This window comes from Streptomyces sp. V4I2 (assembly GCF_030817655.1).
Taxonomy (GTDB): Bacteria; Actinomycetota; Actinomycetes; order Streptomycetales; family Streptomycetaceae; genus Streptomyces; species Streptomyces plumbiresistens.
This window is the reverse complement of record NZ_JAUSZM010000003.1, coordinates 1,237,851-1,261,842: the sequence shown is the minus strand read 5'-3', so window position 1 is coordinate 1,261,842 and position 23,992 is coordinate 1,237,851. Positions and strand designations below refer to the sequence as shown.

At 69.4% G+C, this 23,992-nt stretch carries 17 protein-coding genes; 13 read left to right on the top strand and 4 right to left on the bottom strand.

Annotated elements, in window-relative coordinates; all coding sequences use genetic code 11:
• Positions 1 to 172 precede the first annotated feature (172 nt).
• The 4 genes from lnt (at position 173) to QFZ76_RS06730 (ending at position 5,222) form a co-directional block, all read left to right on the top strand.
• Positions 173 to 1,786, top strand: coding sequence for an apolipoprotein N-acyltransferase (gene lnt / locus QFZ76_RS06745; RefSeq protein ID WP_307672842.1), 1,614 nt, complete (start codon positions 173 to 175; stop codon positions 1,784 to 1,786).
• Positions 1,787 to 1,854: 68 nt separating this feature from the next.
• Positions 1,855 to 2,334 (top strand): NUDIX domain-containing protein, encoded by a 480-nt coding sequence (locus QFZ76_RS06740; protein WP_307672841.1) that lies wholly within the window; start codon positions 1,855 to 1,857, stop codon positions 2,332 to 2,334.
• A 54-nt stretch (positions 2,335 to 2,388) separates the two neighbouring features.
• Complete coding sequence (locus tag QFZ76_RS06735; protein ID WP_307672840.1) at positions 2,389 to 3,198, top strand: 3-hydroxybutyrate dehydrogenase; 810 nt, start codon at positions 2,389 to 2,391, stop codon at positions 3,196 to 3,198.
• Between the two features lie 77 nt (positions 3,199 to 3,275).
• Positions 3,276 to 5,222 carry a GAF domain-containing protein gene (locus QFZ76_RS06730; protein WP_307672839.1) on the top strand — a complete coding sequence of 649 codons (1,947 nt, stop codon included), beginning with the start codon at positions 3,276 to 3,278 and terminating at the stop codon, positions 5,220 to 5,222.
• Between the two features lie 76 nt (positions 5,223 to 5,298).
• On the opposite strand, the gene QFZ76_RS06725 is transcribed toward QFZ76_RS06730, so the two are convergent.
• Positions 5,299 to 6,684: an MFS transporter gene (locus QFZ76_RS06725; protein ID WP_307672838.1), complete on the bottom strand. Its 1,386-nt coding sequence runs from the start codon at positions 6,682 to 6,684 to the stop codon at positions 5,299 to 5,301.
• Between the two features lie 545 nt (positions 6,685 to 7,229).
• On the opposite strand from QFZ76_RS06725, the gene QFZ76_RS06720 reads away from it, so the two are divergent.
• From QFZ76_RS06720 to QFZ76_RS06710, 3 genes are read left to right on the top strand one after another with little or no spacing between them, the layout of a single operon-like run.
• Positions 7,230 to 8,528: an NtaA/DmoA family FMN-dependent monooxygenase gene (locus tag QFZ76_RS06720; protein ID WP_307672837.1), complete on the top strand. Its 1,299-nt coding sequence runs from the start codon at positions 7,230 to 7,232 to the stop codon at positions 8,526 to 8,528.
• A gap of 1 nt (position 8,529) precedes the next feature.
• Entirely contained in the window at positions 8,530 to 9,840 is a 1,311-nt protein-coding gene (locus tag QFZ76_RS06715) for an NtaA/DmoA family FMN-dependent monooxygenase (protein ID WP_307672836.1), read from the top strand.
• Position 9,841: 1 nt separating this feature from the next.
• Positions 9,842 to 10,885: an MsnO8 family LLM class oxidoreductase gene (locus QFZ76_RS06710; protein WP_307672835.1), complete on the top strand. Its 1,044-nt coding sequence runs from the start codon at positions 9,842 to 9,844 to the stop codon at positions 10,883 to 10,885.
• A 251-nt stretch (positions 10,886 to 11,136) separates the two neighbouring features.
• On the opposite strand, the gene QFZ76_RS06705 is transcribed toward QFZ76_RS06710, so the two are convergent.
• Positions 11,137 to 12,456, bottom strand: a complete 1,320-nt coding sequence (locus QFZ76_RS06705; protein ID WP_307672834.1) for an NtaA/DmoA family FMN-dependent monooxygenase — start codon at positions 12,454 to 12,456, stop codon at positions 11,137 to 11,139.
• 236 nt (positions 12,457 to 12,692) lie between these two features.
• Between QFZ76_RS06705 and QFZ76_RS06700 the strand changes: the two genes are divergently transcribed.
• Entirely contained in the window at positions 12,693 to 13,892 is a 1,200-nt protein-coding gene (locus QFZ76_RS06700) for an MFS transporter (protein ID WP_307672833.1), read from the top strand.
• A gap of 875 nt (positions 13,893 to 14,767) precedes the next feature.
• Here the strand turns inward: QFZ76_RS06700 and QFZ76_RS06695 are convergent.
• Both QFZ76_RS06695 and QFZ76_RS06690 read right to left on the bottom strand, forming a co-directional pair.
• Positions 14,768 to 15,268, bottom strand: a complete 501-nt coding sequence (locus QFZ76_RS06695; protein ID WP_307672832.1) for a flavin reductase family protein — start codon at positions 15,266 to 15,268, stop codon at positions 14,768 to 14,770.
• A complete protein-coding gene (locus QFZ76_RS06690) occupies positions 15,265 to 15,753 on the bottom strand; it encodes an NADPH-dependent FMN reductase (RefSeq protein WP_307672831.1) in 489 nt (162 codons plus the stop codon). The genes QFZ76_RS06695 and QFZ76_RS06690 overlap by 4 nt, the downstream gene beginning before the upstream one ends.
• Before the next feature lie 247 nt (positions 15,754 to 16,000).
• Here QFZ76_RS06690 and QFZ76_RS06685 point away from each other — a divergent pair, with 247 nt between their 5' ends.
• From QFZ76_RS06685 to QFZ76_RS06665, 5 genes are all read left to right on the top strand, one after another.
• Positions 16,001 to 17,326, top strand: a complete 1,326-nt coding sequence (locus QFZ76_RS06685) for an NtaA/DmoA family FMN-dependent monooxygenase (RefSeq protein ID WP_307672830.1) — start codon at positions 16,001 to 16,003, stop codon at positions 17,324 to 17,326.
• A gap of 1 nt (position 17,327) precedes the next feature.
• A complete protein-coding gene (locus tag QFZ76_RS06680) occupies positions 17,328 to 18,602 on the top strand; it encodes an MFS transporter (protein WP_307672829.1) in 1,275 nt (424 codons plus the stop codon).
• Positions 18,599 to 19,891, top strand: coding sequence for an MFS transporter (locus tag QFZ76_RS06675; RefSeq protein WP_307672828.1), 1,293 nt, complete (start codon positions 18,599 to 18,601; stop codon positions 19,889 to 19,891). Before QFZ76_RS06680 ends, QFZ76_RS06675 begins: the two co-directional genes overlap by 4 nt.
• Positions 19,892 to 20,192: 301 nt before the next feature.
• Positions 20,193 to 21,821 carry an ABC transporter substrate-binding protein gene (locus tag QFZ76_RS06670; RefSeq protein ID WP_307672827.1) on the top strand — a complete coding sequence of 543 codons (1,629 nt, stop codon included), beginning with the start codon at positions 20,193 to 20,195 and terminating at the stop codon, positions 21,819 to 21,821.
• 12 nt (positions 21,822 to 21,833) lie between these two features.
• On the top strand, positions 21,834 to 23,963 hold the full coding sequence (locus QFZ76_RS06665) for an ABC transporter ATP-binding protein (protein WP_307672826.1): 2,130 nt from the start codon (positions 21,834 to 21,836) through the stop codon (positions 23,961 to 23,963).
• Positions 23,964 to 23,992: the final 29 nt, after the last annotated feature.

The following is a 23,992-nucleotide window of genomic DNA, read 5'->3' as shown; positions in this document are numbered from 1 at the left end:
TACCGGCCCGTACGACCAAAGACTCCGGCACACCGTAACGGCTGATGAGCGGTTTGTGGACGAGTTGGACCGAGTTGCACAGGAACGATGCGTCCGATGTGCGGGAATGCATCCTCTGTGACCGGACGGACCGTGCTGTCGGTGCCGAGGTCACCCGCCGTACACTCCCCAGGTGACCGTCACCGCAACTTCCGTGGACGAGTCGGACCAGGTGCAGCCCCCGACCGCGCCCGCAGCACGCGGGGCGCGGCTCCTGCGTCGTCTCGCCCCGGCCGCCGCAGCCGCGCTCTCCGGAGTGCTGCTCTACGTCAGTTTCCCGCCGCGCACCCTGTGGTGGCTGGCCCTGCCCGCCTTCGCCGTCTTCGGCTGGGTGCTGCGCGGCCGTGGCTGGAAGGCGGGCCTCGGTCTCGGCTACCTCTTCGGCCTGGGCTTCCTGCTGCCGCTGCTGGTGTGGACCGGCGTGGAGGTCGGCCCCGGGCCCTGGATCGCGCTGGTCGTGATCGAGGCGATCTTCGTCGCGCTGGTCGGCGCGGGCGTCGCCGCGGTGTCCAGACTCCCGGGCTCGCCCGTCTGGGCGGCCGCGATCTGGGTCGCCGGCGAGGCGGCACGCGCGCGTGTGCCCTTCAACGGCTTCCCCTGGGGCAAGGTCGCGTTCGGCCAGGCGGACGGCGTGTTCCTGCCGCTCGCCGCGGTGGGCGGCACTCCGGTGCTCGGCTTCGCGGTCGTCCTGTGCGGCTTCGGCCTCTACGAGGTCGTACGCCTGGCCGTCGAAGGGCGGCGCACGCGCGTGGTCCGGCGGTCGGCGGCGGCCGTCGCCCTGCTGAGTGTGGCCGTACCCGTGGTGGGCGCGGTGGCCGCCCGGCCGCTGGTGAGCGACAAGGCCGAGGACGGCACCGTGACCGTCGCGGTCATCCAGGGCAACGTGCCCCGTGCCGGACTGGAGTTCAACGCCCAGCGGCGGGCCGTGCTGGACTACCACGCGCGCGAGACCGAACGGCTGGCCGCCGAGGTCAAGGCGGGCAAGGTCGCCAAGCCCGACTTCGTCCTGTGGCCGGAGAACTCCTCCGACATCGATCCGTTCGCCAACGCCGACGCGCGCGCCGTCATCGACGAGGCGGTCAAGGCGATCGGTGTGCCGATCTCCGTCGGCGGTGTCGTCGAGCGGGACGGCAAGCTCTACAACGAGCAGATCCTCTGGGACCCGGTCAAGGGACCCGTCGACACCTACGACAAGCGGCAGATCCAGCCCTTCGGCGAGTACCTCCCGCTGCGCTCGCTCATCGGCGCGATCAACGACAACTGGACCTCCATGGTCAGCCAGGACTTCAGCCGGGGCAGCAAGCCGGGCGTCTTCGACATGGACGGCGCCAAGGTCGGCCTGGTCACCTGCTACGAGGCCGCCTTCGACTGGGCCGTGCGCTCCGAGGTCACCGACGGCGCGCAGATGATCTCCGTGCCCAGCAACAACGCGACCTTCGACCGCAGCGAGATGACCTACCAGCAGCTCGCCATGTCCCGGGTCCGCGCCGTCGAGCACAGCCGGACCGTCACCGTTCCGGTGACCAGCGGCGTCAGCGCGATCATCATGCCGGACGGGAGGATCACACAGAAGACCGGCATGTTCGTCGCCGACTCGCTGGTCCAGAAGGTGCCGCTGCGGTCCTCGCAGACCCCCGCCACGCAGCTGGGGATCCTGCCCGAGATCGCCCTGGTCCTGATCGCGGCCGGCGGACTCGGCTGGGCGATCGGTGCCGGAGTGCGCGGGCGGCGCGCCGGTGGCGTGTAGCCGTACGCCCGTCGGACGCCCGGTCAAGAACGCCGGGGTAACGGAACCCGCCCGTTAGGGTCGGGGCCATGGCTACTCCTGACTTCATCCGTACGCTCCGGGCTTCCATCGGCCACGAGTTGCTGTGGCTGCCCGGCGTCAGCGTCGTCGTCTTCGACGACGAGGGCAGAGTGCTGCTCAACCGCCGTACGGACACCCGCAAATGGGCACTGATCGGCGGCATCCCGGAGCCGGGGGAGCAGCCCGCCGCCTGCGCCGTGCGCGAGGTCGAGGAGGAGACGGGGGTGCACTGCGAGGTGGAGCGGGTGATCGTCGTCGAGTCGCTGAAGCCCGTCACGTACGAGAACGGCGACATCTGCCAGTACATGGACATCTCGTTCCGCTGTCGGGCCCTCGGCGGTGAGGCTCGGGTGAACGACGACGAGTCACTGGAGGTGGGGTGGTTCGCGGTGGACGCCCTGCCGGAGCTGAGCGACTTCGCGCACCAGCGGATCAAGCAGGCACTGTCGGACGCACCCACATGGTTCGACCCCACGAGTTCCGAGTGAAGTGTGGGTGGTGACCACATGGGGCGGGGCTTGGTTGCTGCCTAGGGTCGGGACATGACCGCTAGCAGTGCCCACCCGGGCCCCCTCGGCGCTCCCGCCTCCCTGCTCGACCTCGGCGGCCGCACCGCCCTCGTCACCGGTGCCGCCGGCGGTATCGGCCGTGCCTGTGCGCTGCGGCTCGCGGCCGCCGGCGCCAAGGTGCGGGCGGTCGACCGGGACGCGGCGGGTCTCGAGACGCTCGCCGACCAGGCCCGGGGCCTCGCGGGCACCCTCGAACCGCACGTCCTCGACCTCACCGACCTGGACGCCGCCGAACTCGCGGCCGCGGGCACCGACGTCCTCGTCAACAACGCCGGGCTGCAACTCGTGCGGCCCATCGAGGAGTTCCCGCCCGACGTGTTCCACACGGTGCTCACCGTGATGCTGGAGGCGCCGTTCCGGCTGATCCGAGGCGCGCTGCCGCACATGTACGGGCAGGGGTGGGGCCGTATCGTCAACGTGTCCTCCGTCCACGGTCTGCGCGCCTCGGCCTACAAGTCGGCCTATGTGGCCGCCAAACACGGCCTGGAGGGGCTGTCCAAGACGGCCGCCCTCGAAGGCGCACCCCATGGCGTCACCTCGAACTGTGTGAACCCCGCCTATGTGCGCACCCCACTGGTCGAGCAGCAGCTCGCCGACCAGTCCCGAGCGCACGGCATCCCCGAAGAACGCGTGCTCGCCGAGGTGCTGCTGCAGGACAGTGCCGTCAAACGGCTGATCGAGCCCGAGGAGGTCGCGGAGGCCGTGGCCTACCTGTGCGGCCCGCAGGCGTCGTTCGTGACCGGTACCTCGCTCGTCCTCGACGGCGGCTGGACCGCGCACTGAGCGGGGGCGGCGTCGGCCGCCCGCGAAGTTTTCCACAGGGCTGACGGGCCGGTCGGGTGATGGTGAATCCTGTGAACATGTCCCGCGATCACGTGCAGTCCGCCGAGCGTTCCGACGCCGCCGCGGCAGCGTCCGCAGCCGGCGCCGAGGCGCCGTTCCTCGAGCTGCTCGCCCGCGGCGCGTCCGCCGACACCTATGAGCAGCCGGTGCTGCTCGCCCGTGCCGAGGGGCGGCCGGCCGAGTGGATCCGCGCGCTGGAGCAGGCCAAGCTGCTGGCGCTGCGGGTGCGCTCGGAGCTGGAGGGGCGGCGTCGGCGGGAGGCCGAACTGTCCGCGCTCTTCGAGACCGCCCACGACCTGGCCGGGCTGCGCGACCTGGACGCGGTGCTGCAGGCGATCGTGCAACGCGCCCGGTCGCTGCTCGGCACCGACGTCGCCTACCTCAGCCTGAACGACCCGGTGCGGGGTGACACCTACATGCGGGTCACCGAGGGCTCGGTCGCGGCCCGCTTCCAGCAGCTGCGGCTCGGGATGGGGGAGGGCCTCGGCGGCCTGGTCGCGCAGACGGCCCGGCCGTACGTCACCGACGACTATTTCGAGGACGACCGTTTCCAGCACACCCACGCCATCGACGCGGGCGTGCGGGACGAGGGCCTGGTCGCCATCCTCGGTGTGCCCCTGATGCTGGGGCACCACGTCATCGGGGTCCTCTTCGCGGCGGACCGGCGAGCCCGGGTCTTCGAACGGGAGCAGATCGCGCTGCTCGGCTCCTTCGCAGCGCTGGCCGCGGCCGCCATCGACACCGCGAACCTCCTCACCGAGACCCGCTCGGCCCTCGCCGACCTGGAGCGGGCCAACGAGATCATCCAGGACCGCAGCGGCGTCATCGAGCGTGCCTCCGACGTCCACGACCGGCTCGCCGAACTCGTGCTGCGCGGCGGCGGGGTCCACGACGTGGCCGCCGCGGTCTCCGAAGTCCTCGACGGCACGGTCGAGTTCACCGAGGCCGCCACCGCACCCGCCGAGGCCCTCGAGGTGTCCCGGGCCGAGGGACACGCGGTGCGGCACGCGGACGACTGGATCGCCGCCGTCTCCGCCGGCGGCGAACTCCTCGGCGCTCTCGTGCTGCGCGGACACCCGGGGCTCGACCCCGTCGACCAGCGCACCCTGGAGCGCGCCGCCATGGTCACCTCGCTGCTGCTGCTCGCCCGGCGCTCCGCCGCGGAAGCGGAACAACGCGTGCGCGGTGAGCTGTTGGACGACCTGCTCGACGCCCGCGACCGTGACCCGCGCCTGCTGCGCGAGCGCGCGTCCCGGCTGCACGCCGACCTCGACGCCGGCCACGTCGTACTCGCCGCCCGCCTGGTCGGCGCCGCGGCCGACGCCGACCAGGAAGCGGCCGCCCGCAGACGCCTGTGGTCAGCGGCGTCCCACCTCGCCGCCACCCGGCACGGACTGGCGGCCGCCCGCGACGGCGGCACCGTCCTGCTGCTGCCCCTGGAACCGGGGGACACCGCGACGGAGCTGGCCCGCCGCACCGCCCGTCACCTCGGTACCGCCGTGCACGAGGCGGTCACGGTCGGCGCCTCCGCCCCGGTCGAGGACCTCGCCGCCCACCCGGACGCCGTGGCCGTCGGCTACGCGGAGGGACGGCGCTGCCTCGACGCCCTGCGGCTGCTCGGCCGCTCCGGCGACGGGGCCGCCGCGGAGGACTTCGGCTTCCTGGGGCTGCTGCTGGCCGGCGACCGGGACATCGCCGGCTTCGTCGACCGCACCATCGGCCAGGTCGTGGCCTACGACGAACGGCGCGGCACTGACCTGGTGCGCACTCTCGACGCGTACTTCGCCTGCGGGATGAGCCCGGCTCGCACGAAGGACGAGCTGCACGTCCACGTGAACACGGTCGCCCAGCGCCTGGAACGCGTCGGCCGTCTCCTCGGTGACGACTGGCAGAGCCCCGCGCGTGCCCTGGAGATCCAACTCGCCCTGCGGCTGCACCTGTTGTCGGGAACCGCACACCACTGACCCCGGCATACCACTCACCCCCGCACACCACTGACCCCCGTACGCACGGACGTACGGGGGCCGGTTCCGGAGGGGGTCAGACCGTACGGGCGTCCGCGGTCCGGGCCGATGCGGGCTCCGCGTCGGCCGGGGGATCGACCTCGGCCAGGTCCCGGTGGCGGGTCTCCTTGGCTACTCCCACGGCGATGACCGTCAGGACGGCCGCGCCGATGACGTACAGCGCGATGGGTGTGGAACTCCCGTAGTCGGACAGCAGCGCCGTGGCGATCAGCGGTGCGGGGGCACCTGCCGCGACCGAGGCGAACTGGGCGCCGATGGAGGCGCCGGAGTAGCGCATCCGGGTCGCGAACATCTCGGAGAAGAAGGCGGCCTGGGGCGCGTACATCGCGCCGTGCAGCACCAGGCCCACGGTCACCGCGAGGATCATGTTGCCGAAGCCGCCGGTGTCGATCAGTGAGAAGAACGGGAACATCCACAGGCCTACACCGACCGCGCCCAGCAGATACACGGGGCGGCGGCCGATCCGGTCCGACAGCGCGCCCCAGCCCGGGATGACGGCGAAGTGCACGGCCGAGGCGATGAGTACCGAGTTGAGCGCGGTCTGCTTGGAGACGCCGGCCGAGGTGGTGGCGTAGACGAGGATGAACGCGGTGATCACGTAGTAGCTGATGTTCTCCGCCATGCGTGCGCCCATCGCTACCAGGACGTCCCGCCAGTGGTGGCGCAGCACGGCGACGAGCGGCAGCTTCTCGACGTCACCGGGGCGTGCCGCCTTGCGGGCCTCGGCCTGTGCCAACGCCTGCTTGAAGACCGGCGATTCATCGACAGACAGACGAATCCACAAACCGACGATCACCAGCACACCGGACAGCAGGAACGGAATCCGCCAGCCCCAGCTGCCGAATGCGGCGTCCGACAGAACCGCGGTCAGCAGGGACAGCACCCCGGTCGCGAGGAGCTGCCCCGCGGGCGCCCCGGTCTGTGGCCACGACGCCCAGAAGCCGCGGCGGCGCGCGTCCCCGTGCTCGGACACCAGCAGCACCGCCCCGCCCCACTCGCCGCCCAGTGCGAAGCCCTGCACCAGACGCAGCACGGTCAGCAGCACCGGAGCGGCCGTTCCGATCGTCGCGTGCGTGGGCAGCAGGCCGATCGCGAAGGTCGCCCCGCCCATCAGCAACAGGCTCAGCACCAGCAGCTTCTTGCGCCCGAGCCGGTCGCCGTAGTGCCCGAAGACGAGCGCGCCGAGCGGACGTGCGGCAAATCCGACGGCGTAGGTCAGGAAGGAGAGGAGAGTGCCGACGAGGGGATCGGAGCCGGGAAAGAACAGCTTGTTGAAGACAAGGGCGGCGGCGGAACCGTAGAGGAAGAAGTCGTACCACTCGATGGTGGTGCCGATGAGGCTGGCGGCGACGATGCGCTTGAGGCTGGCGGGGGGTGGGGGAGCGGTCGCGGGGGAGGACATCGGTACCACTTCCTGGCGGTTGGCGGGGACGTGTTCGTGTCGCCATACCGTAGGAATCCGCAGAACAGCGGCACATGTGGTGGGGCACCATAGTTCTGCGTGCGGGGGTGCGTGAGAGCACCATGACGGCTTCACCGGAGCCTCTACGAGAGAGGTCGGTCAGGTGGCCGTCCTCGGCCCTGTGGAGGTGCGGAGGAGGCGAGTCAGCCTGTCGCCGGGTCGAGGGCGAGCTGATATGGGCGCTCCTGGACCGGCCCAATTCGACGCGCACTACGCGAACCTGTGCGGGGTCGCTCAGGAGCTGACGCCCTGATCTGGGCCTTCGACCAGATCGGCGGCCATCGACAGTGACGGCCACTGTCCGACAACGGGTGATGGCCGACCCCACAGCGCCGTGACGCGCGGCCGAGGAGCTGTGAGCAGAGTGTCCAGGCTTGAGTTCTATCGTGGTTCCGGCAGCGCAATGCCGGGGGTACCGGGCAGACATTGCGAGGTAACCGCCCGCTGGTCCTCTCGATATGAGCACATCGAGAGGAAGGCACGGCATGGCGGGTAAGTTTCATCTGGGGTGGTTTCTGAACTTCGTCGCGGACGAATGGAACGGGAACTGGGGCGACGGCGGACGGGACTTCACCGGTGACTTCTACGTCGAGATGGCCAAGGACCTGGAGCGGGCCAAGTTCGATTACGTGCTGATCGAGGACAAGCTGATGGTGTCGACGGCTTTCGGCGGCACGATGGAGCACGACCTCAAGCACGGGGTGAACCCCAAGCACGACCCGGTTCCGCTCGCCCTGCTGATGGGCAATGCCACGACTCGCCTGGGCGTCATCCCGACGATGTCAACCAGCTTCTACCCACCGTTCCTGCTGGCCCGGCTGTCCAGCACCATCGACCACATCACCAAGGGACGGTTCGGCTGGAACGTCGTGACGTCGGGCGAGGACCGGGCCGCGCAGAACTTCGGCCTCGACAAGCTCTACGAGCACGACGAGCGCTACGTCCGTGCCAGCGAGTACCTCGAGCTTGTCAGCAGGCTCTGGGAGTCATGGGAGCCGGACGCGATCGTGCGCGACTACGCGACCGGTACGTACGCCGACCACACCAAGGTCCACACGATCGACTTCGAAGGAAAGTACTTCAGGTCCCGAGGGCCGCTGAACACCGCACCGTCCCCGCAGCACCGCCCCTCGATCGCCCAGGCCGGCGCGTCACCGCCGGGGCGCGAGCTCGCGGCCCAGCACGCCGACACGATCGTCGCCCCCTCGGACGGCGTCGAGGCGATGAAGGCCTACCGCGACGACATCCACGCCCGGATGCGCGCCCATGGCCGCGACCCCGCGCACTGCAAGGTGCTCTACATCGTCGCCCCGATCGTCGCCGACACGAGGGAGGAGGCGCTGGCCAAGCGGGAGCGGTGGTTCAACGACCCGCGCTACATCGAGTACATGCTGGCCGAAATCTCGTCCATCACCGAGATCGACTTCGCTCAGTTCGACCTCGACAAGCCGCTGCCGGAAGTGTGGACGAACGGCGAACGCGGCGCGCTGAACAGCTTCATCTCCCGCGGCAAGGACAAGACGCTGCGCGAGCTGGTCACCGGCAGCGGCCTGAGCGGCAACGTCCAGTTCACCGGCACGCCCGAGGAGGTCGCCGCGGAGATGGCCGCGGTGATGGACGAGGTCGGTGGTGACGGGTTCCTCATCACCAGCCCGGTGATGCGGCTCAACCGGCGCTACGTCACCGAGATCACCGACGGACTGATACCCGCGTTGCAGAAGATGGGCCGCACTCGGCAGGAGTACACGACCACCATGCTGCGCGATCACCTGCGGGAGTTCTGACATGGCCGGCAAGCAGTTCCACATGGGCTGGTTCATGAACTTCACGACGAACGAGTGGAACACGCCGTTCGGGAACGACGGCATGCCCTGGAACGGGAAGTTCTACATCGAGATGGCCCAGGCGATGGAGCAGGCCTGCTTCGACTACATCATGATCGAGGACACCCTCATGGTGTCCGAGGCGTACGGTGGCACCTCCGAGGCGTACCTGAAGTACGCCAGCATGGCGCCCAAGGGCGACCCGGCGCCGCTGGCCGCCATCATGGCGGCGGCCACCAGCAAGATGGGCGTGGTCGCGACGATGTCGACGACCTTCTACCCGCCCTTCATGCTCGCCCGGCTCTGCTCGACGCTGGACAGCATCGCCGAGGGGCGCTTCGGCTGGAACATCGTCACCTCGGGCGAGGACGGCTCGGCGCAGAACTTCGGCATGGACAAGCTCACCGAGCACGACCTGCGCTACGACAAAGCGGATGAGTACGTCGACCTGGTGTGCAAGCTCTGGGACTCGTGGGAGCCGGACGCGGTGGTCCGCGACCGGGAGACCAACACATACGCGGACTTCAAGAAGGTCCGCCCCATCAACTTCTCCGGCACGTACTACAAGTCCCGCGGCCCGCTGAACACGGTGCGCTCGCCGCAGGGCCGTCCGGTCTTCGTCCAGGCGGGCGGGTCGCCGCGCGGCAGGCAGTTCGCCGCCGAGTCCGCCGACTCGATCATCGCCGTGGCCAACGGGGTGGAGGGAATGAAGTCGTACCGGGACGACGTGCGGGCCCGGGCCGCGGCGCAGGGCCGCAACCCCGATGACATCAAGGTGCTGTTCGTGATCGGCCCCGTCCTCGGCGCTACCGAGGAGGAAGCGCGTGCGAAGAAGCAGCGCATGGACGCCGATCCCGACGCGATCATGCAGTCGCTGGCCGGCCTGTCGTCCGTCACCGACATCGACTTCTCCCAGTTCGATCTCGACAAGCCGCTCCCTCGTCTGGAGACCAACGGTGAGCGAGGCTCGCTGGACAAGTTCGCCCAGTGGGGCAGCAACAAGACGCTGCGTCAGCTCGTCCTCGACAACGGCGGGACATCGGACTCCATCGAACTGGTCGGCACGCCCGATCAGGTCGCCGAGAAGATGGGGGAGGCCAACGAAGCGATGGGCGGCGGAGACGGCTTCCTGATCAGCGCCCCGTACATGCGAGTCAGCAAGCAGTACATCACCGAGATCTGCGAAGGGCTCATCCCCGCCCTGCAGCGTCGCGGGCTGACCCGCACCCAGTACACGGCTTCGCACCTGCGCGACACATTGCGCGAGTTCTGATGTGCGTTACTCGATCCTGGACATCTCGCCCGTCCCGCCCGGCGGGACGGGCACGGATGCCTTCCGGCAGAGCGCGGAGCTGATCTCGATCGCTGAGCGAGCGGGGTACGAACGGTACTGGCTCGCCGAGCACCACGGCATCGGCCACCGCAACGCGGGGTCGGCACCCGAGGTGCTGATCGCGCATCTGGCCACGCTGACCTCGCGGATCCGCGTCGGCTCGGGGGCGGTGCTGATCGACAAGTACCGTCCGTACAAAGTGGCCGACATCTTCCGCGTACTGCACTCCCTGTTCCCCGGCCGCATCGACCTGGGCATGGGGCGGGGCAGCAGCCCGCCGCCGGTGGAGGCGGCCCTGGGTGGCGCGGATGATTACGACGACGACCCCATGTTCGCCGCGCTGGCCGCGACCACCTCGCTGATGGCGTATCGGGAGCAGTTGGTCGAGCTGCTGGCGTGGCTCTCGCACGACTTCCCGCCGGAGCATCCTTATGCCGCGTATCCGCTCTCACCCGGCGTCGCGGGCGGGCCACAGCCATGGCTGCTCGGGTCCAGTGCCGAGAGCGCCGTCCTGGCCGGCCGGCTCGGGATGCGGTACTGCTTCGCCGCGTTCCTCAATCCGCTGGACGCGCCGTCGGTCCTGTCGATCTACCGCTCGGCGTTCCGCCCGTCTTCCGGCGAGGCGGTGCCGTACGCGATGCTCGCCGTCAGCGCGGTCTGCGCGCCGACCGACGAAGAGGCCGACCTGCTGCGCGCGGGCGCCGAACTGCACGCCCGCCGTGTCGCGGACCGCGACCCCGCCGCCGACCTGCCCTTGCCGACCCCGCAGCGGGCCCTCGCCGAGCTCGGCCACGTTCCGGCACCGGTGGCCGTCAAACCGGGGCAGTGGCCACGCCACCTGTCCGGGGCACCGGAGCGGATATGGGAGCAGCTCGCGCTGATCCGCGCCGAGAGCGGAGCGGAGGAGCTGATGATCTGCGACTTCGTGGGCGATCACACCGCCCGGCTGCGGTCCTACGAACTGCTCGCCCGGCTGCCGGCTTAGGCCTGTCCGGCGGATCATGCCACAGACGCGGGGCTTGGCACTCCCATCTCCGGCGTTGTCGTCGGTCACCGACTCCCTCACTCTCGACTTCGCTCGAGCGGGGGCCCCATCGCGTCGACTCCCTCCTCCGCCTTGCAGCCGGACGCTCGCCCACGCTCGAACAACCTCGCGCGGGGGCAGCCCCGTTCGCCCCGCTCACCGGTGCTGATTGGGCGCCTTGCTTCGCTGCGCCCTGAACCGCCGGACAGGCCCTAGAAGGCGCGCAGGTTGCCTCGCAGGTGCGGGTGGTCGTAGCGGGTGCGGGACAGGCCGCGGGCCTGGAGTTCGGGAACCAGCCCGTCGGCGATCTCGGCGATGGTGCGGCGGTTGAGCGGGTTGACGTTGAACAACAGCCCGTCGCCGCCGACCTCCGCCATGACGGCGTCCACCTGGTCGGCGACCTCGGCGGGGGTGCCGACCGGCTCGAATGCGTACCCCCCGGCCGCGACCTCACGCAACGTCGCCCGCTCGCCCTTGCCGAGTCGCAGCGCCAGAGAGCTCTGGTGGCCGTTGGTGCTGAACGAGGTCTCGAGCTGCCCGAGCGGCGTGTCGACGTCGTAGCCGGAGAAGTCGATGTCGGTGATGAACCCCATGCCGGCCAGCCCACGCTCCGGGTGCTGCCACGCCTCGTCGTCGTGCCGCGCCTTGCGGTCGCGTGCCTCGGCCGTGGTCTCGCCGAGGTAAGGGGTGATGAGGAACAGGACTTTGATCTCGTCCGGGTCGCGTCCGGCGGTCGCCGCGCGGGCCCGCACGTCGTCGCGGTACTCCTTCATCATTTCCGGCGAATTGGCCGAGGCGATGACGCTGTCGGCGTTGCGCGCGGCGAACTCGCGTCCGCGCGCCGACCCACCGGCCTGGATCAGGGCCGGCCGGCCCTGCGGGGAGGGGGCTGTGTTCAGTGGACCACGGGACTTGAAGTACGTGCCGCTGAAGTCGACCGGGTTGACCTTGGTGTGTTCGGCGAAGACCCCGGCGGTGATGTCGGCCGGGATCGAGTCCGGCTCCCACGACCCCCACAGCTGCTTCACCAGGTCCGTCATCTCCTGCGCCATGTCATAGCGCAGGTCGTGCGGCGGCTGGGCATCCTTGCCGTAGTTCTGGGCCGCCCGGTCGGAGCTGCCGGTAACGATGTTCCACCCCGCGCGACCGGCGGAGAGACCGTCCAGTGTGGCGACGAGGCGGGCGAGCAGGAACGGCGGGTATTCCGTCACGGTCAGCGTCGGGACGATGCCGATGCGCCGCGTCGCCAGCAGCATGACCGAGGCGAGCACCGCCGGATCGTGCTTGGGCACCGTCATCGCGTTGCTCAGGTAGATCTCCGACGACTGGCCGTAGGCGTCGCAGACGAAGCTGCTGTCCTCGATGATCAGGTAGTCGAAGCAGGCCCGCTCCAGGGAACGTGCGAAGTCCTGGTGGAAGTCGGGGCGCATCCAGTCATGCCCGCCCGTGCCGTGCCACGGACTGCGCCAGTCGCTGACCCCGAAGCCGTGCCCGAGGAACCATGCGAGATGGATGCGCTTGTCGCGGGTCATGACGTACCTCCTTGGTTTTACGCCATCGAAGCGGGAGATCGTTTTCGCCGCGTGTCGGGAGTCGGCGCTGGTGATTGCGCCGGTGTCCGGCTGACGCCTGTGCCGACGTGGCCGCGCAATGCATCCAGAACCGTAAGGAATCGCCGGGGTCATGTCGGCGGGGTCTCCTGGCGCAGGCGGATCTCTGGGGCGTCGAACCGTCGGTGCTCCCACTGCCCAGCGTCGGGAGGTGGCCGGTGGGACTGTCGATCGAGTACGCCGAACGTGGTGCGGTATGGACGCGTCGGGTGCGGTGGTTCCTGCCCTTGATGGCGGCGGCCGGAGTGACGATGAGCTTCACCGCTCCGCTGGAGGTGCTGTTCGGCCGTGAGCTCTCGCGAAGCAGCGTGTACATCGGCATCTTCATGCTGACCTCGGCAGTGGGCGTCATCCTCATCGACGTGTTCGGCACCAGGCTCGTCCCCGGCCTGGACGCCAGGGTCGCCCTCACCGTCGGGCTGTCCCTGTTCGGCGCTTCGTCCATCGGGATGGGACTGGCGCAAGACAACGTGCTGTTGATGGCGTCCCGGGTCGTGCAGGGATTCGGCGGCGGGATGATGCTCGGCGCCGGCCTGCAGGCGGCCGTGCGGGTGCGCCCGGCAGCCGGGGACACCGCCCGCGCCCTGGGGCGGTTCAACGCCGCCTTCCTCTTCGGCGGTGCGGTCGGGTCGCCCGGCGGGTTGCTGCTCGCCGGGGTGATCAGCGGCGAGGCGGGCTATCGGATCGCGCTCGTCGTCACCGGTGTCTGCGCGCTGGTGGTCGCCGCCGCGCTCGCCGCCGCGCTGCCGAACCTGGCGCCGCCGCCCGGCTTGTCGCGACCGCGGCTCGGCCTGCCTCGATTCGGCAAGTCGACCGGCGGCGGCGCCGCTCTCGTGCTGGCGATGTGCGGCGAATTCCTCCGCGGTGGCGTGCTGTTCACCGCTCTTCCGCTCGCGGGCGCGGCACGCCAGTACCCCACCGTCACGATCGCCCTCGCGATCGCCCTCATGTCCGCTTTCGAGATCGCCGTCCTCACCGTGGCGTACCGCCTCATCCGGCGCGTCGGAGTCGTCGCCGTGCTCCTCACCGCGTTCGCGCTGGGAACGGTATGCGCGACCGTCCTCGCCCTCACCTCCGACCTGACGGTCTACCTGGCGATGTCGGTGCTGTTCGGCGTCAGCCTCGCCGGGGCGACCGCGAGCCTCCCCGTGCTGGTGGTCGCGCAGGTCGGCGACTCCTCGGCCGGCCTGGCGAAATTCCGCATCTCCGCCGGCATCGGCGTCCTCGCCGGGACCGTCGGCTGCGCTGTGCTGGGCACGCAGATCGGGATGGCCGCGCTCTTCGGGCTCATCGCCATCGTCCTGCTGGGCAGCGTACAGCTCACTCACTTCGTCGGGCGTCGCATGGCAATCACGTAGCCGCCGGCCCGCGAGGGGCTGGTCACCCGCGGACCCGAGACCGGAATCCGCGCGGCGGGCGCGTGGCTGCTGTGCATCGACGAGCTCAGCCGGGTGGCCCGGTTCGGCGACGAGTCGTCCCGCCGGATCGAGGCGCGCGCCCGCTGGACAGTCCTTCGGATGCCCGCCGATGGTCCGCGACCGGCTGCGGCTGCCGCCCCGACCCTCGGTGCTGATGATCGAGGCTCTGCTGAGGCGGGACGACACCCCTGGCCAAGGCTCAACGTCAACTAGGCGGCGCCCAGTGACGAGCAGTCCGCCTGCTTCAACGTGCAGGGTGGACGGCGAGGGCCGGGGAGTCAGAGGCGCCCCGGCCCTCGCCGTCCACTGTTTCTCCGCCCGTGACGACCCCCGTCGGCAGGGTTTTCCAGGTCTCCGGCACCCTCGGCCGGGACCTCGCGGAATATCACTGGCCGTAACTCGCCCTGGCAGCAGTTGACTTGGCGCCGATGAGCACGAAGGCGATGGTCACCGGGCGGTCACCGCGATTGCGCCGGCCGTGGCGGGCCGGGGGACCGCTCGGTCTGTTCGGCGGCCGCACCAGCCGAACGGGTGCGTCGCTCTGCTCGACGAACGAGCCGAGCAGGTTCGCGAAGGAGCAGAGTTACCCGAACAGGTATGAGGCTCCGCCGACACCTGGCCTACGAGGTCGTCCAGCAGGCCGTCGCCGCGTTGAGGTGTTCGGTGAGCGCCCCTTTGGTGGCGACCACGCGCGGGTGATCGGCGGGAACCCGAGTGCCGGCGTTGCCGGGAGACTCAGGGGTGGCGAGCCATCCGGCGCGGACGTGAGCACGAGACCGACCGCCGACCCGAGAGTTCGAATCGGCGGCCCGCTCTCATGCGCTCGATGCGAGCTCGTGGAAGCCGCTGCGGTGGAAGACCATCGGGGGAACGTCGGGATAGATGTCGAGCGCCTCGATCTTCAGCAGCACGATCGCGTGATCGCCTGCCACGACGACCTCGTAGATGGAGCACTCGAGCCACAGCGTGGCGCCGTGCACGAGGACCGCCCCGGTCTCGGTGGCGACCCAGTCGACGCCGGCGAAGCGTTGACCGTTCTTCGACGCGAGCGAACGCGCCACCGAACCGTGCTCGCCGGCCAGCACACTCACCCCCAGGCGACTCGCCTCAGCCAGCCGCGGCCAGGTGGAGGACGTGTTCGCCACGCAGACGGACACCAGGGCCGGATCCAGCGAGACGGAGGTGAACGAGCTGGCGGCCATCCCCTCCGGGACGCCGTCCACCATCGCGCAGAAGGCGGTCACGCCACTGGGGAAGCAGCCGAACGCCTGCCGGAGCAGGCCGTCGTCGAACCGCATGTCGGATGCCCGGATCATGGCGTCACCACCGCCGGGACGTACTTCCTGGCCGACTCGAGCCAGATGGCCAGGTCCGGCGAGGTCTCGTACTCCGAGTCGATCAGGTACAGGCTCGGCGCGGGGCAGCTGGCTCCGATCTCGACCAGCACCGGACGCAGGGTCAGTTCGGGTGCGAGCGCGTGCTGGAGTCCGGCCCCGAGCATCACGGGGAACGTCGGGATCCCGCCCAGCTCGCCCTGTCCGAACTGGTCGAGAAACAGCTTGAGGAGACCTGTGTACGTGGCCTTGAACGTCGGTGACGCCACCACGAGCGAGCCGGCGCCCAGCACCGTGGCCTTTGCCTCAGCCACCTTCGGGTCACCCCAGCCGAGCAGGCCGGCCCCCAGATCCACCACGTCGACCACCGCGGACGGCGCGCTCCCGCTGAGTTCCCGAGCGATCAGCTCGGCGGCAGCCCGGGTACGCGACATCGGCTTGGGGTTACCAACGACAACGACCGTCATATGAGTCCTCCGTAGCAGCGGACGAATGCTGACCCCGTCAGTGAAGGAGCGGCGGATTTCCCGGTCAGGTGTGGGCAGTAAACCTTCCATTGCGCCGCTGCCACCTCGCCGGCCCAAGCGCCTGGTCGGCGCAATCGCCTCGGAACGGTTGTGGTCTGCCGGTGTCACGCCGCCTGGCTAGCTTCCAGCACGAAGGCCGGCGGCAGGACCGTACGCCGTCGTCGCAGGAAGAGAGCGGGAGGCCGGGTTGCAAGCCAAAAAGTTCCACCTGGGCTGGTTCATGAACGGCTACCGCGTGCACGGCTGGCGGGACCAGTGGATCGGCACGCACAAGTCCGAGGGGATGCTGCCGGACTTCTACGTCGACATGGCGCGTTCCCTGGAACGCGCGTGCTTCGACTACTTCATCCTCGAGGACTCGTCGTTCGTGCCCGACGCCTGGCAGGGCAAGCACGACTTCTACCTGGAGAACGCGTACGCGGTCCCCAAGTTCGACCCGTCGGTCCTGGCCTCGATCCTCACCCAGAACACCTCGCGCCTGGGGATCGTCGCGACGCTGGCGATCACGGAGTACCCCCCGTATCTGCTCGCACGGCTCGTCTCGACGATGGACCACGTCTCCCGGGGCCGGGCCGGGTGGAACATGGTCACCGCGAGCTCGGACCGAGCGGCACAGAACTACGGCCACGACGCCCAGCCGGATCACGACGTCCGCTACGACATGGCCGAGGAGTTCGCCGAGCTGGTCGTCAAGCTCTGGGAGTCCTGGGAGCCCGGTTCCATGGTGGTCGACCAGGACGGCATCTTCGCCGACCCGTCCAAGGTCCACCCGGTGGACTTCGAGGGGACGTTCTACAAGTCGCGGGGCCCCATCAACTCGGCCCGCTCCCCGCAGGGCAGGTCGGTCATCGTCCAGGCGGGCGGATCGCCCAAGGGCCGTGCCTTCGCCTCGAAGTACGCCGACTCGATCATCGCCTCGGCGACCACGGTCGAGCAGATGAAGGAGTACCGCGACGATGTCCGGGCCCGTGCCGAGGCGCACGGTCGCGACCCGGACTCCGTGAAGGTGCTGTTCCTGGTCTCACCGGTCCTGGGCGAGACCCATCAGGCGGCCGTGGACCGCCGGCAGCAGGCCCAACAGGAGGCGGCCGCCAACCCGGTGACCCGCCTCGCCGGGATGGGCTACGCCACGGACATCGACTTCTCCGTGTTCGACCTGGACACCCCGATCAAGGATCTGGCGTCCCAGCTGGTGACCAACGGCCACCAGAGCTCGCTGCAGCAGTTCGTCGCCCACAACGGGGACCGCACGCTGCGCGAGGTCGCCGCCCAGTCGTCCACCAGCGCCGGACAGCGCGTCGAGCTGCTGGGGACGCCGTCCGAAGTCGCCGACCAGATGGGTGACGTCATGGCCACGGTGGGCGGCGACGGGTTCCTGCTCACCCAGGACGTTCTGACGCGGCGCTCCATCAGCGAGGTCTGCGACGGGCTGGTGCCCGAGTTGCAGAAGCGCGGGCTGACACGGACCTCGTACTCCTATGAGATGTTCCGCGACAACCTGCTCGAGTTCTGACGTGGCTTCCCCGTCCTGGGGGATGTCCCGAACTCCGGTCGAGCGCGCGGAGATCCAACGCAGGAGCCTGCGCGTGCTCACCCTGGGCCAGGTGGTGGGCGCCGGTGCGCTCGGTGCGGCCGTCACGATCGGCGGCTTCGTGGTCGAGGACATCGTCGGCGTCGCCACACCGTGGGTGGGTCTGTCGACCGCTGCCGTCACCGCGGGCTCGGGAGTCATGGCGCAGGTGCTCGCCCGGGTCATGGCGCTACGCGGACGGCGGGTCGGCATGCAGCTGGGCTACGCACTCGCCGCCTCGGGAGGTCTTGTCGCGTGTGCCGGCGTGCAGATCTCGTCCCTCACGCTCTTCGTGTGCGGCCTCCTGCTGTACGGCGCCGGTTCCGCCACCAACCTCCTCGCCCGGTACGCGGCGACCGACTTGGCCGAGCCGGACCAGCGAAGCCGGGCGATGGGCCGGATCCTGTTCGCGGCCACCTTCGGAGCGATCTTCGGCCCGACTCTCGTCGGACCCGCCGAGGCGCTCGGCCAATCCGCGTTCGGGCTCGAGAAGTACGCCGGTCCCTGGCTCCTGAGCTCGTTCTTCTTCGTCTGCGCGATGGTCAACGTGGGCGTGCGACTACGCCCCGACCCCTTGGCGGTCTGGGCGGAGGGCAATGTCGCGACCGTCGCCGCCCGGTCGATCCGCGTCACCGGCTCACTGCGGGTGATCGCCACCACACCCGCGGCCCGGCTGGCTCTGCTCTCCATGGTTGTCGCCCAAGCCGTGATGGTCGGCGTGATGGCCATGTCACCGATCGAGATGAAGACGCACCACCACGAGGCGATCATCCCTTTCGTGGTCTCGGCCCACATGGCGGGCATGTTCGCCTTCAGCCCGCTCGTCGGTCGCTTCGCGGACCGCTTCGGGCGGCTCGTGACGATGCGGAACGGTGCGTTCGTGCTCGTTCTCGCCGGCTGCGCAGGGACGGTGGCGGACAACGTCACCATGATGTTCGTCTCGATGTTCACCGTGGGGCTCGGCTGGGCGCTCGTCTTCATCGGCGCCTCGACGCTTCTGGTGGACACCGTCACCTCCGGTGATCGAGTGCAGGTCCAGGGCGCGGCGGACTTCGTCACCGCTGTCTCCGGCGGAGTCGCCGGAATCCTGTGCGGGTTCCTGCTCAGCTGGATCGGGTTCTCCGCGCTCGCCCTGGGCTCCGCGTGCCTGAGCCTGCTGATCCTCCTCGGGGTGTCCGGTCTGCGGCGACGGGAGAAGGCAGCGGTGAACACCGGATGACCACCGACGAAGCACGATCCCCGGCACACCCGGCCGCCCCGGCGCCGTCGTACTCGTTGCGGGCGCTGTTCCAGGTCCCCGGCTACCGCTACCTCTGCGTGAGCTCCTTCGTCTGGCACACCACGCGGTGGGGCGGCCTGTTCACCACGAGCTACCTGCTGGCCCAGATGTCCGGGTCGCCCATCCTCAACCAGGTGGTCGGCGCGCTCGTCTTCCTCCCGATGCTCATCGGTGGCTTCGTGGCGGGGGTGATCAGCGACCGACTTGACCGCCGCAAGCTCGTCCGTCGCGTCCAGTTGGTGCTGATCCCCGTCCAGTTCGCGATGTTCGGACTCGTCCAGTCCGGACAGGTCGAGGTCTGGATGACCCTTCCCTTCATGTTCGCCCTGGGAATCGGGGGGCTGGTGAACATGACCGCGCAGCGCCCCCTCATCTACGAGACCGTCGGTCCGCGTTTCGCCGGGCAGGCGATGACGATCGAGGCCACCGCACAGGCGGGGTCGGCCATGTTCGGCACGCTCGCCGGTGGTGCGCTCATCGACCACGTGGGCATGGGAGCGGGATTCGCCGGGATGGGCGTGCTGCTGTGCGTTTCGGCGGCCTTGCTGCGGCTGGTCCCCAGTCCTCGCTACGCCACCCCGCGCGACCGCGGTGTGCGCGTGTCGATCGTCACGCAGGCCGCCGCCAGCATCAGGCTCGCCCGGCGCAGCAGGCGCCTGATGGCCACTTTGGGTGTGACCGTGGCGATGAACCTGTTCATGTTCGGCTACATTCCGCTGGTACCTCTCGTGGCCGCTGAGTTCTCCGCCGACGCCGTGCTCGCCGGTGCCCTGGGCGCCGCCGCGGGCGGCGGCCAGATCCTCTGCGGAATCGTCCTGAGCACCCGGCCCCTCCTGAGGCGCGGACTGGTCTTCGCGGTCGGCTCGATGGTCGCTCTGCTCGGCCTGTTCTGCTTCTCCATCGCCCCTGTGTTCCAACTCGCGTTCATCGCGTTGTTCGTGGCCGGGATGGGACAGGCCGCGTTCGGGTCCATGCAGAGTCTCCTCGCGATCGAGTCCGCACACGACACCGAACGCGGCGTCGCCCTGGGGGTGCTCAGTACGGCGATCGGCGCGATGCCGATAGGAATGGTGCTGATCGGAGCGGGTGCCGAACTGCTCGGCACCAGGAACGCCCTGATGCTGTCGTCCCTGGTCGGGATGGCCGCGGTACTGACGGTCGTCCTGCGCCTGCGCGACCTGCTGTTGGCCGCCCCGGAGACCGCTCTCCGCCCCGCTCCCGGGACCTGAGTACGCCTCCCTCCGCGCCGGCACAGAGGGCCTGCCAGAGCCCGCGTCGTGACGCGCGCCCCTGGCCCTTTGTGCCGCGCACCTCTGGCCTTCCGAGTGCCCCGCATGGCTTCGGCCGCTCCGTGACTAAAACACTGTCTGTTACGAACCAGGCGCAATAGGAAAGCCACGATGACGACGCTGCGGTGTCACACACCGCCGCTTTGATCTGGCGAACAGCGTGGAGACGAGCCGAACGCCTCGCCTCATCCCTCACCGCACTGTCCAAGTTGCTTCGTGAGTCCCGCCGTAGGAGGCGTCCGTGCCCACCAAGATCGAAGCCCAGCACAGACCGGAACCGCGCACCCAACTGAGCCGTCGCAGCCTGCTCAAGGCAGCCGGCATCACGCTCGGCAGCGTCAGCCTGATGAGCCTGCTCGAGGCCTGTGGCACCGATGGGGCCAGCGAGGACGGCGCGGGCAACCTCACCCTGCGCATGCCGTTCCTGCAGGACATGCAGGTCCCCGACCCGGACATCATGTACGAGGGCGAGGGCGTGCAGGTCATGCACGCGTGCTACGACGGCCTCGTCACCTACAAGTCCGGCACGTCCGAGATAATCCCGCAGCTGGCGGACTCCTGGACGGTCTCCGACGACCAGCTGACCTACACCTTCAAGCTGAAGCCGGACGTCACGTTCCACGACGGGACACCCGCCGACGCCGAGGCGTGGTTGAAGAGCTTCAAGCGTCGGGCCGGGGTCAAACAGGGACCTGCCTACATGGTGGAGGGGATCGAGAAGGCCACGGCGAAGGACGCGACCACCCTCGTCATCAAGCTCAAGGAGCCCAACAACGCCTTCCTCCACTATGCGGCCTGCCCGTGGAAGATGCTGGTGACCAGCCCGACGGCGGTCACCAAGAACGCGGTGGGCGGCGACCTGGCCCAGACGTGGCTCAAGACCCACGACGCGGGCACCGGCCCTTATGTCATGAAGGAGTTCGTGCCGGGGAGCCACTACGTCCTGGAGCGATTCGACGGCTACTGGGGCGCGCAGCCCTATTTCAAGACGATCCGGATCCAGATCACCCCCGAGATCGCTACCCAGAAGCTCCAGCTGGACCAGGGCGCGTTCAATCTGGTCAGCCACGGGTTCGCCATCGCCGACGTGCTCAGCTACCGGAAGAACAAGAAGTTCGCGGTCGCCACGAACCTCGGCGCGTCGATGATGTCGCTCTACATGAACCCTGGCGCGGGCATGTTCAAGGACAAGTCCCTGCGGCAGGCGATGATGACCGCCATCGACCGCGCCACTGCGGTCGAGACGTCCTTCAAGGGGCTCACCACGGTCCAGGAGAACTTCTGGCCGGAGAACATGTTCCCCAAGGGGCTCGCACCCTTCGACCCGAAGGTCGACCTCGCGCCGCTGACCAAGAAGATCGCCTCGCTGTCGAACAAGAAGATCGACTTCGCCTGGGTGTCGTCCAACGGCGCGCCGGCCCAGCAGATGGCCGAGCTGATCCAGACCCAGCTCGCCCCGACCGGGCTGGAGATCACCATCCGGGCGATGCCCTCGGCGGAGTGGTTCGACCTGTGCAACCAGCCGGCCGAGAAGCGGCCGGACCTGCTCCTGGGGTCGATGGGCGGTGACGCACTGCACCTGGACACCGCGCTGCGGATCTTCCTGCGCACCGGCGCGAAGCCGCTGAACGCGTTCCAGTACGGCAACCCCAAGGTGGACGCGCTCATGGACGAGGCGATCACCAAGGGCACCGAGGACAAGACCAACGACGTCTACCTGAAGATCACCGACATCATCGCGGACGAAGCACTCTGGGTCCCGTTGTGCCGTATCCCGCAGAACTTCGTCACCCACTCCGACCTCGCGGGGATCGAGCTCGATTCGTACCTCCCCTACGTCTTCAACCCGGCCAAGATCAAACGAGTGTGAGCCGGCGGCGGCGTGAGCGAGGTCCTGCCCGACGAAGCGCCGGATCCCGTTCCGCCCCGCCACCGGTACCTCACCTCGCGCACGTACCTGGAGGGGCTGGAGCAGAACTCCTACCTCACCGACATCGTCACCACCACCAGGCTGAGGAGGGCATCAACCATGACCAGCACCAGCACTCCCGGGAACAGCGCCGCGGCACTCGCCGAACCACCGACCGCGTCACGCGCTCGGGTGGAGGACCTCACGGTCACGTTCAGGCGTCGAGGAGTGCCCGTCCACTCCCTGCGCGGCGTCACCCTGGACATCGCCCCCGGCGAGATCCTCGCCGTCGTCGGTGAGTCCGGCTCGGGCAAGAGCGTGATGGCGCTGGCCCTCCTCGGGCTGCTCGCCGGGGACCCGATGCCCGTCGTCACCGGAAAGGCCGAGGTGTGCGGCGTCGACATGGTGTCCGCGTCGGACGAGGAGCGGCGCCGCATGCGAAAGCTGCACCTCGGCGCGGTGTTCCAGGACCCCATGACCTCGCTCAACCCCACGATGCGCATCGGTCGCCAGGTGGTGGAGGCGGCCGGGTCCGAGGAGGAGGCGCTGCGGCTTCTCGACCTCGTCGGCGTCCCGGACCCCAAGCGGCGGATGAAGGCGTTCCCCCACGAACTGTCGGGTGGGCTCAGGCAGCGCGTGATGATCGCCATGGCAGTCGCCGGCAAGCCCGACCTGGTGATCGCCGACGAGCCGACCACGGCACTCGACGTGACGGTGCAGGCACAGGTCCTCGCCCTCATCCGCGACCTCTGCGACAAGCTCGGCACCTCCTTCATCCTGGTCACGCACGACATCGGCGTGGCCTCGCAGGTGGCGGACCGGATCGCGGTCATGTACGGCGGTCGGGTGGCCGAGATCGGGAAGACGGAGGAGGTCCTGCGAGCACCGTCACATCCCTACACCGTGGGCCTGCTGAACGCCCGGCTGGATCTCGACCTGCCGACCGGCCGACCGATCCCCGCGCTCCCTGGTGAACCGCCGGACCCTCGGGCACATCCACAGGGCTGCGCCTTCGCGCCGAGGTGCTCGGCGGCGGTCCATGACTGCGCCGAGGTTCTGCCGGTGCCGACCCCCGCGGCCACGCACTCGGGGGTGGCGGCCTGCATCATCCCCGGAGTGACGAGCCAAGAGGCGATACTCGCCGCCGCACCGTCGTTCCGGCCCATGGCCGAGGTCGACGACACCGCTCCCGCACTGCGGATCAACGGCGTCGACAAGCACTTCACGGTCAGACGCGGGATGCTCAAGAAGGACGAGCTCCACGCGTTGCGCAACGTGATTCTCGAGATCGCTCCCGGCGAGTCGATGGCCGTCGTGGGCGAGTCCGGGTCGGGGAAGTCGACGCTGCTCCGCGTCGTCGCGGGGCTGATGGCGCCCGACGGCGGGGATGTCGAGCGACCCGGCGGCCGGCCTCAAATGGTGTTCCAGGACGCCGGTGCCTCGCTCACGCCCTGGCTGACCGTGGGCGAGATCGTGGGCGAGCGGCTGCTCAAGGAGAACAACAGGGCAGACCGCCGGGAGCTGGTCGACCGGGCACTGCGCCAGGTGGGGCTTCCCCCTGACGTGGCCGGCATCAAGGCGGGCCTGCTCTCGGGCGGTCAGCGCCAGCGGGTGGCGTTCGCCAGGGCCGTCATCGTCCCTCCGAAGCTGCTGCTGTGCGACGAGCCCACCTCCGCTCTGGACGCCTCCTTGGCCGCCTCCGTGCTCAACCTGCTTCAGGACCTGCGGCGCGAGCTCGGGATGGCCGTCATGTTCGTCACCCATGATCTGGCCGCCGCGCGCTTCATCTCCGACCGCACCGCGGTGATGTACCTCGGGCAGATCGTCGAGCTGGGGCCGACCGAGGAAGTCATCAGCTCCCCCAAACACCCCTACACCAAAGCCCTGCTGGCCGCGATCCCCACCCCTGGGGCCGCTCCCGTGCGACTGCCGGGCGAGCCGGCGAGCCCGCTCTCCGTGCCGTCGGGTTGCTCGTTCCACCCGCGCTGCCGCGAGCGGATCGACCGATGCTCCACCGAGGCGCCGTTCCTCTACTCCATTGACGGCGTCGGGGGCCGGGAGGCCTCGTGTCATCTCATCAGGGTTCCCGCGAACCAGGGATGACCAGGCGTGGTTCACCCCGTCCACCGAGA

What these genes read in the sequence shown, in the direction of transcription:
- QFZ76_RS06690 (WP_307672831.1), bottom strand. Translation starts at nt 15,753, where the DNA reads ATGACGGTCGTTGTCGTTGGTAACCCCAAGCCGATGTCGCGTACCCGG.
- QFZ76_RS06740 (WP_307672841.1), top strand. Translation starts at nt 1,855, where the DNA reads ATGGCTACTCCTGACTTCATCCGTACGCTCCGGGCTTCCATCGGCCAC.
- QFZ76_RS06715 (WP_307672836.1), top strand. Translation starts at nt 8,530, where the DNA reads ATGGCCGGCAAGCAGTTCCACATGGGCTGGTTCATGAACTTCACGACG.
- QFZ76_RS06720 (WP_307672837.1), top strand. Translation starts at nt 7,230, where the DNA reads ATGGCGGGTAAGTTTCATCTGGGGTGGTTTCTGAACTTCGTCGCGGAC.
- QFZ76_RS06730 (WP_307672839.1), top strand. Translation starts at nt 3,276, where the DNA reads ATGTCCCGCGATCACGTGCAGTCCGCCGAGCGTTCCGACGCCGCCGCG.
- QFZ76_RS06695 (WP_307672832.1), bottom strand. Translation starts at nt 15,268, where the DNA reads ATGATCCGGGCATCCGACATGCGGTTCGACGACGGCCTGCTCCGGCAG.
- QFZ76_RS06725 (WP_307672838.1), bottom strand. Translation starts at nt 6,684, where the DNA reads ATGTCCTCCCCCGCGACCGCTCCCCCACCCCCCGCCAGCCTCAAGCGC.
- QFZ76_RS06675 (WP_307672828.1), top strand. Translation starts at nt 18,599, where the DNA reads ATGACCACCGACGAAGCACGATCCCCGGCACACCCGGCCGCCCCGGCG.
- QFZ76_RS06705 (WP_307672834.1), bottom strand. Translation starts at nt 12,456, where the DNA reads ATGACCCGCGACAAGCGCATCCATCTCGCATGGTTCCTCGGGCACGGC.
- QFZ76_RS06735 (WP_307672840.1), top strand. Translation starts at nt 2,389, where the DNA reads ATGACCGCTAGCAGTGCCCACCCGGGCCCCCTCGGCGCTCCCGCCTCC.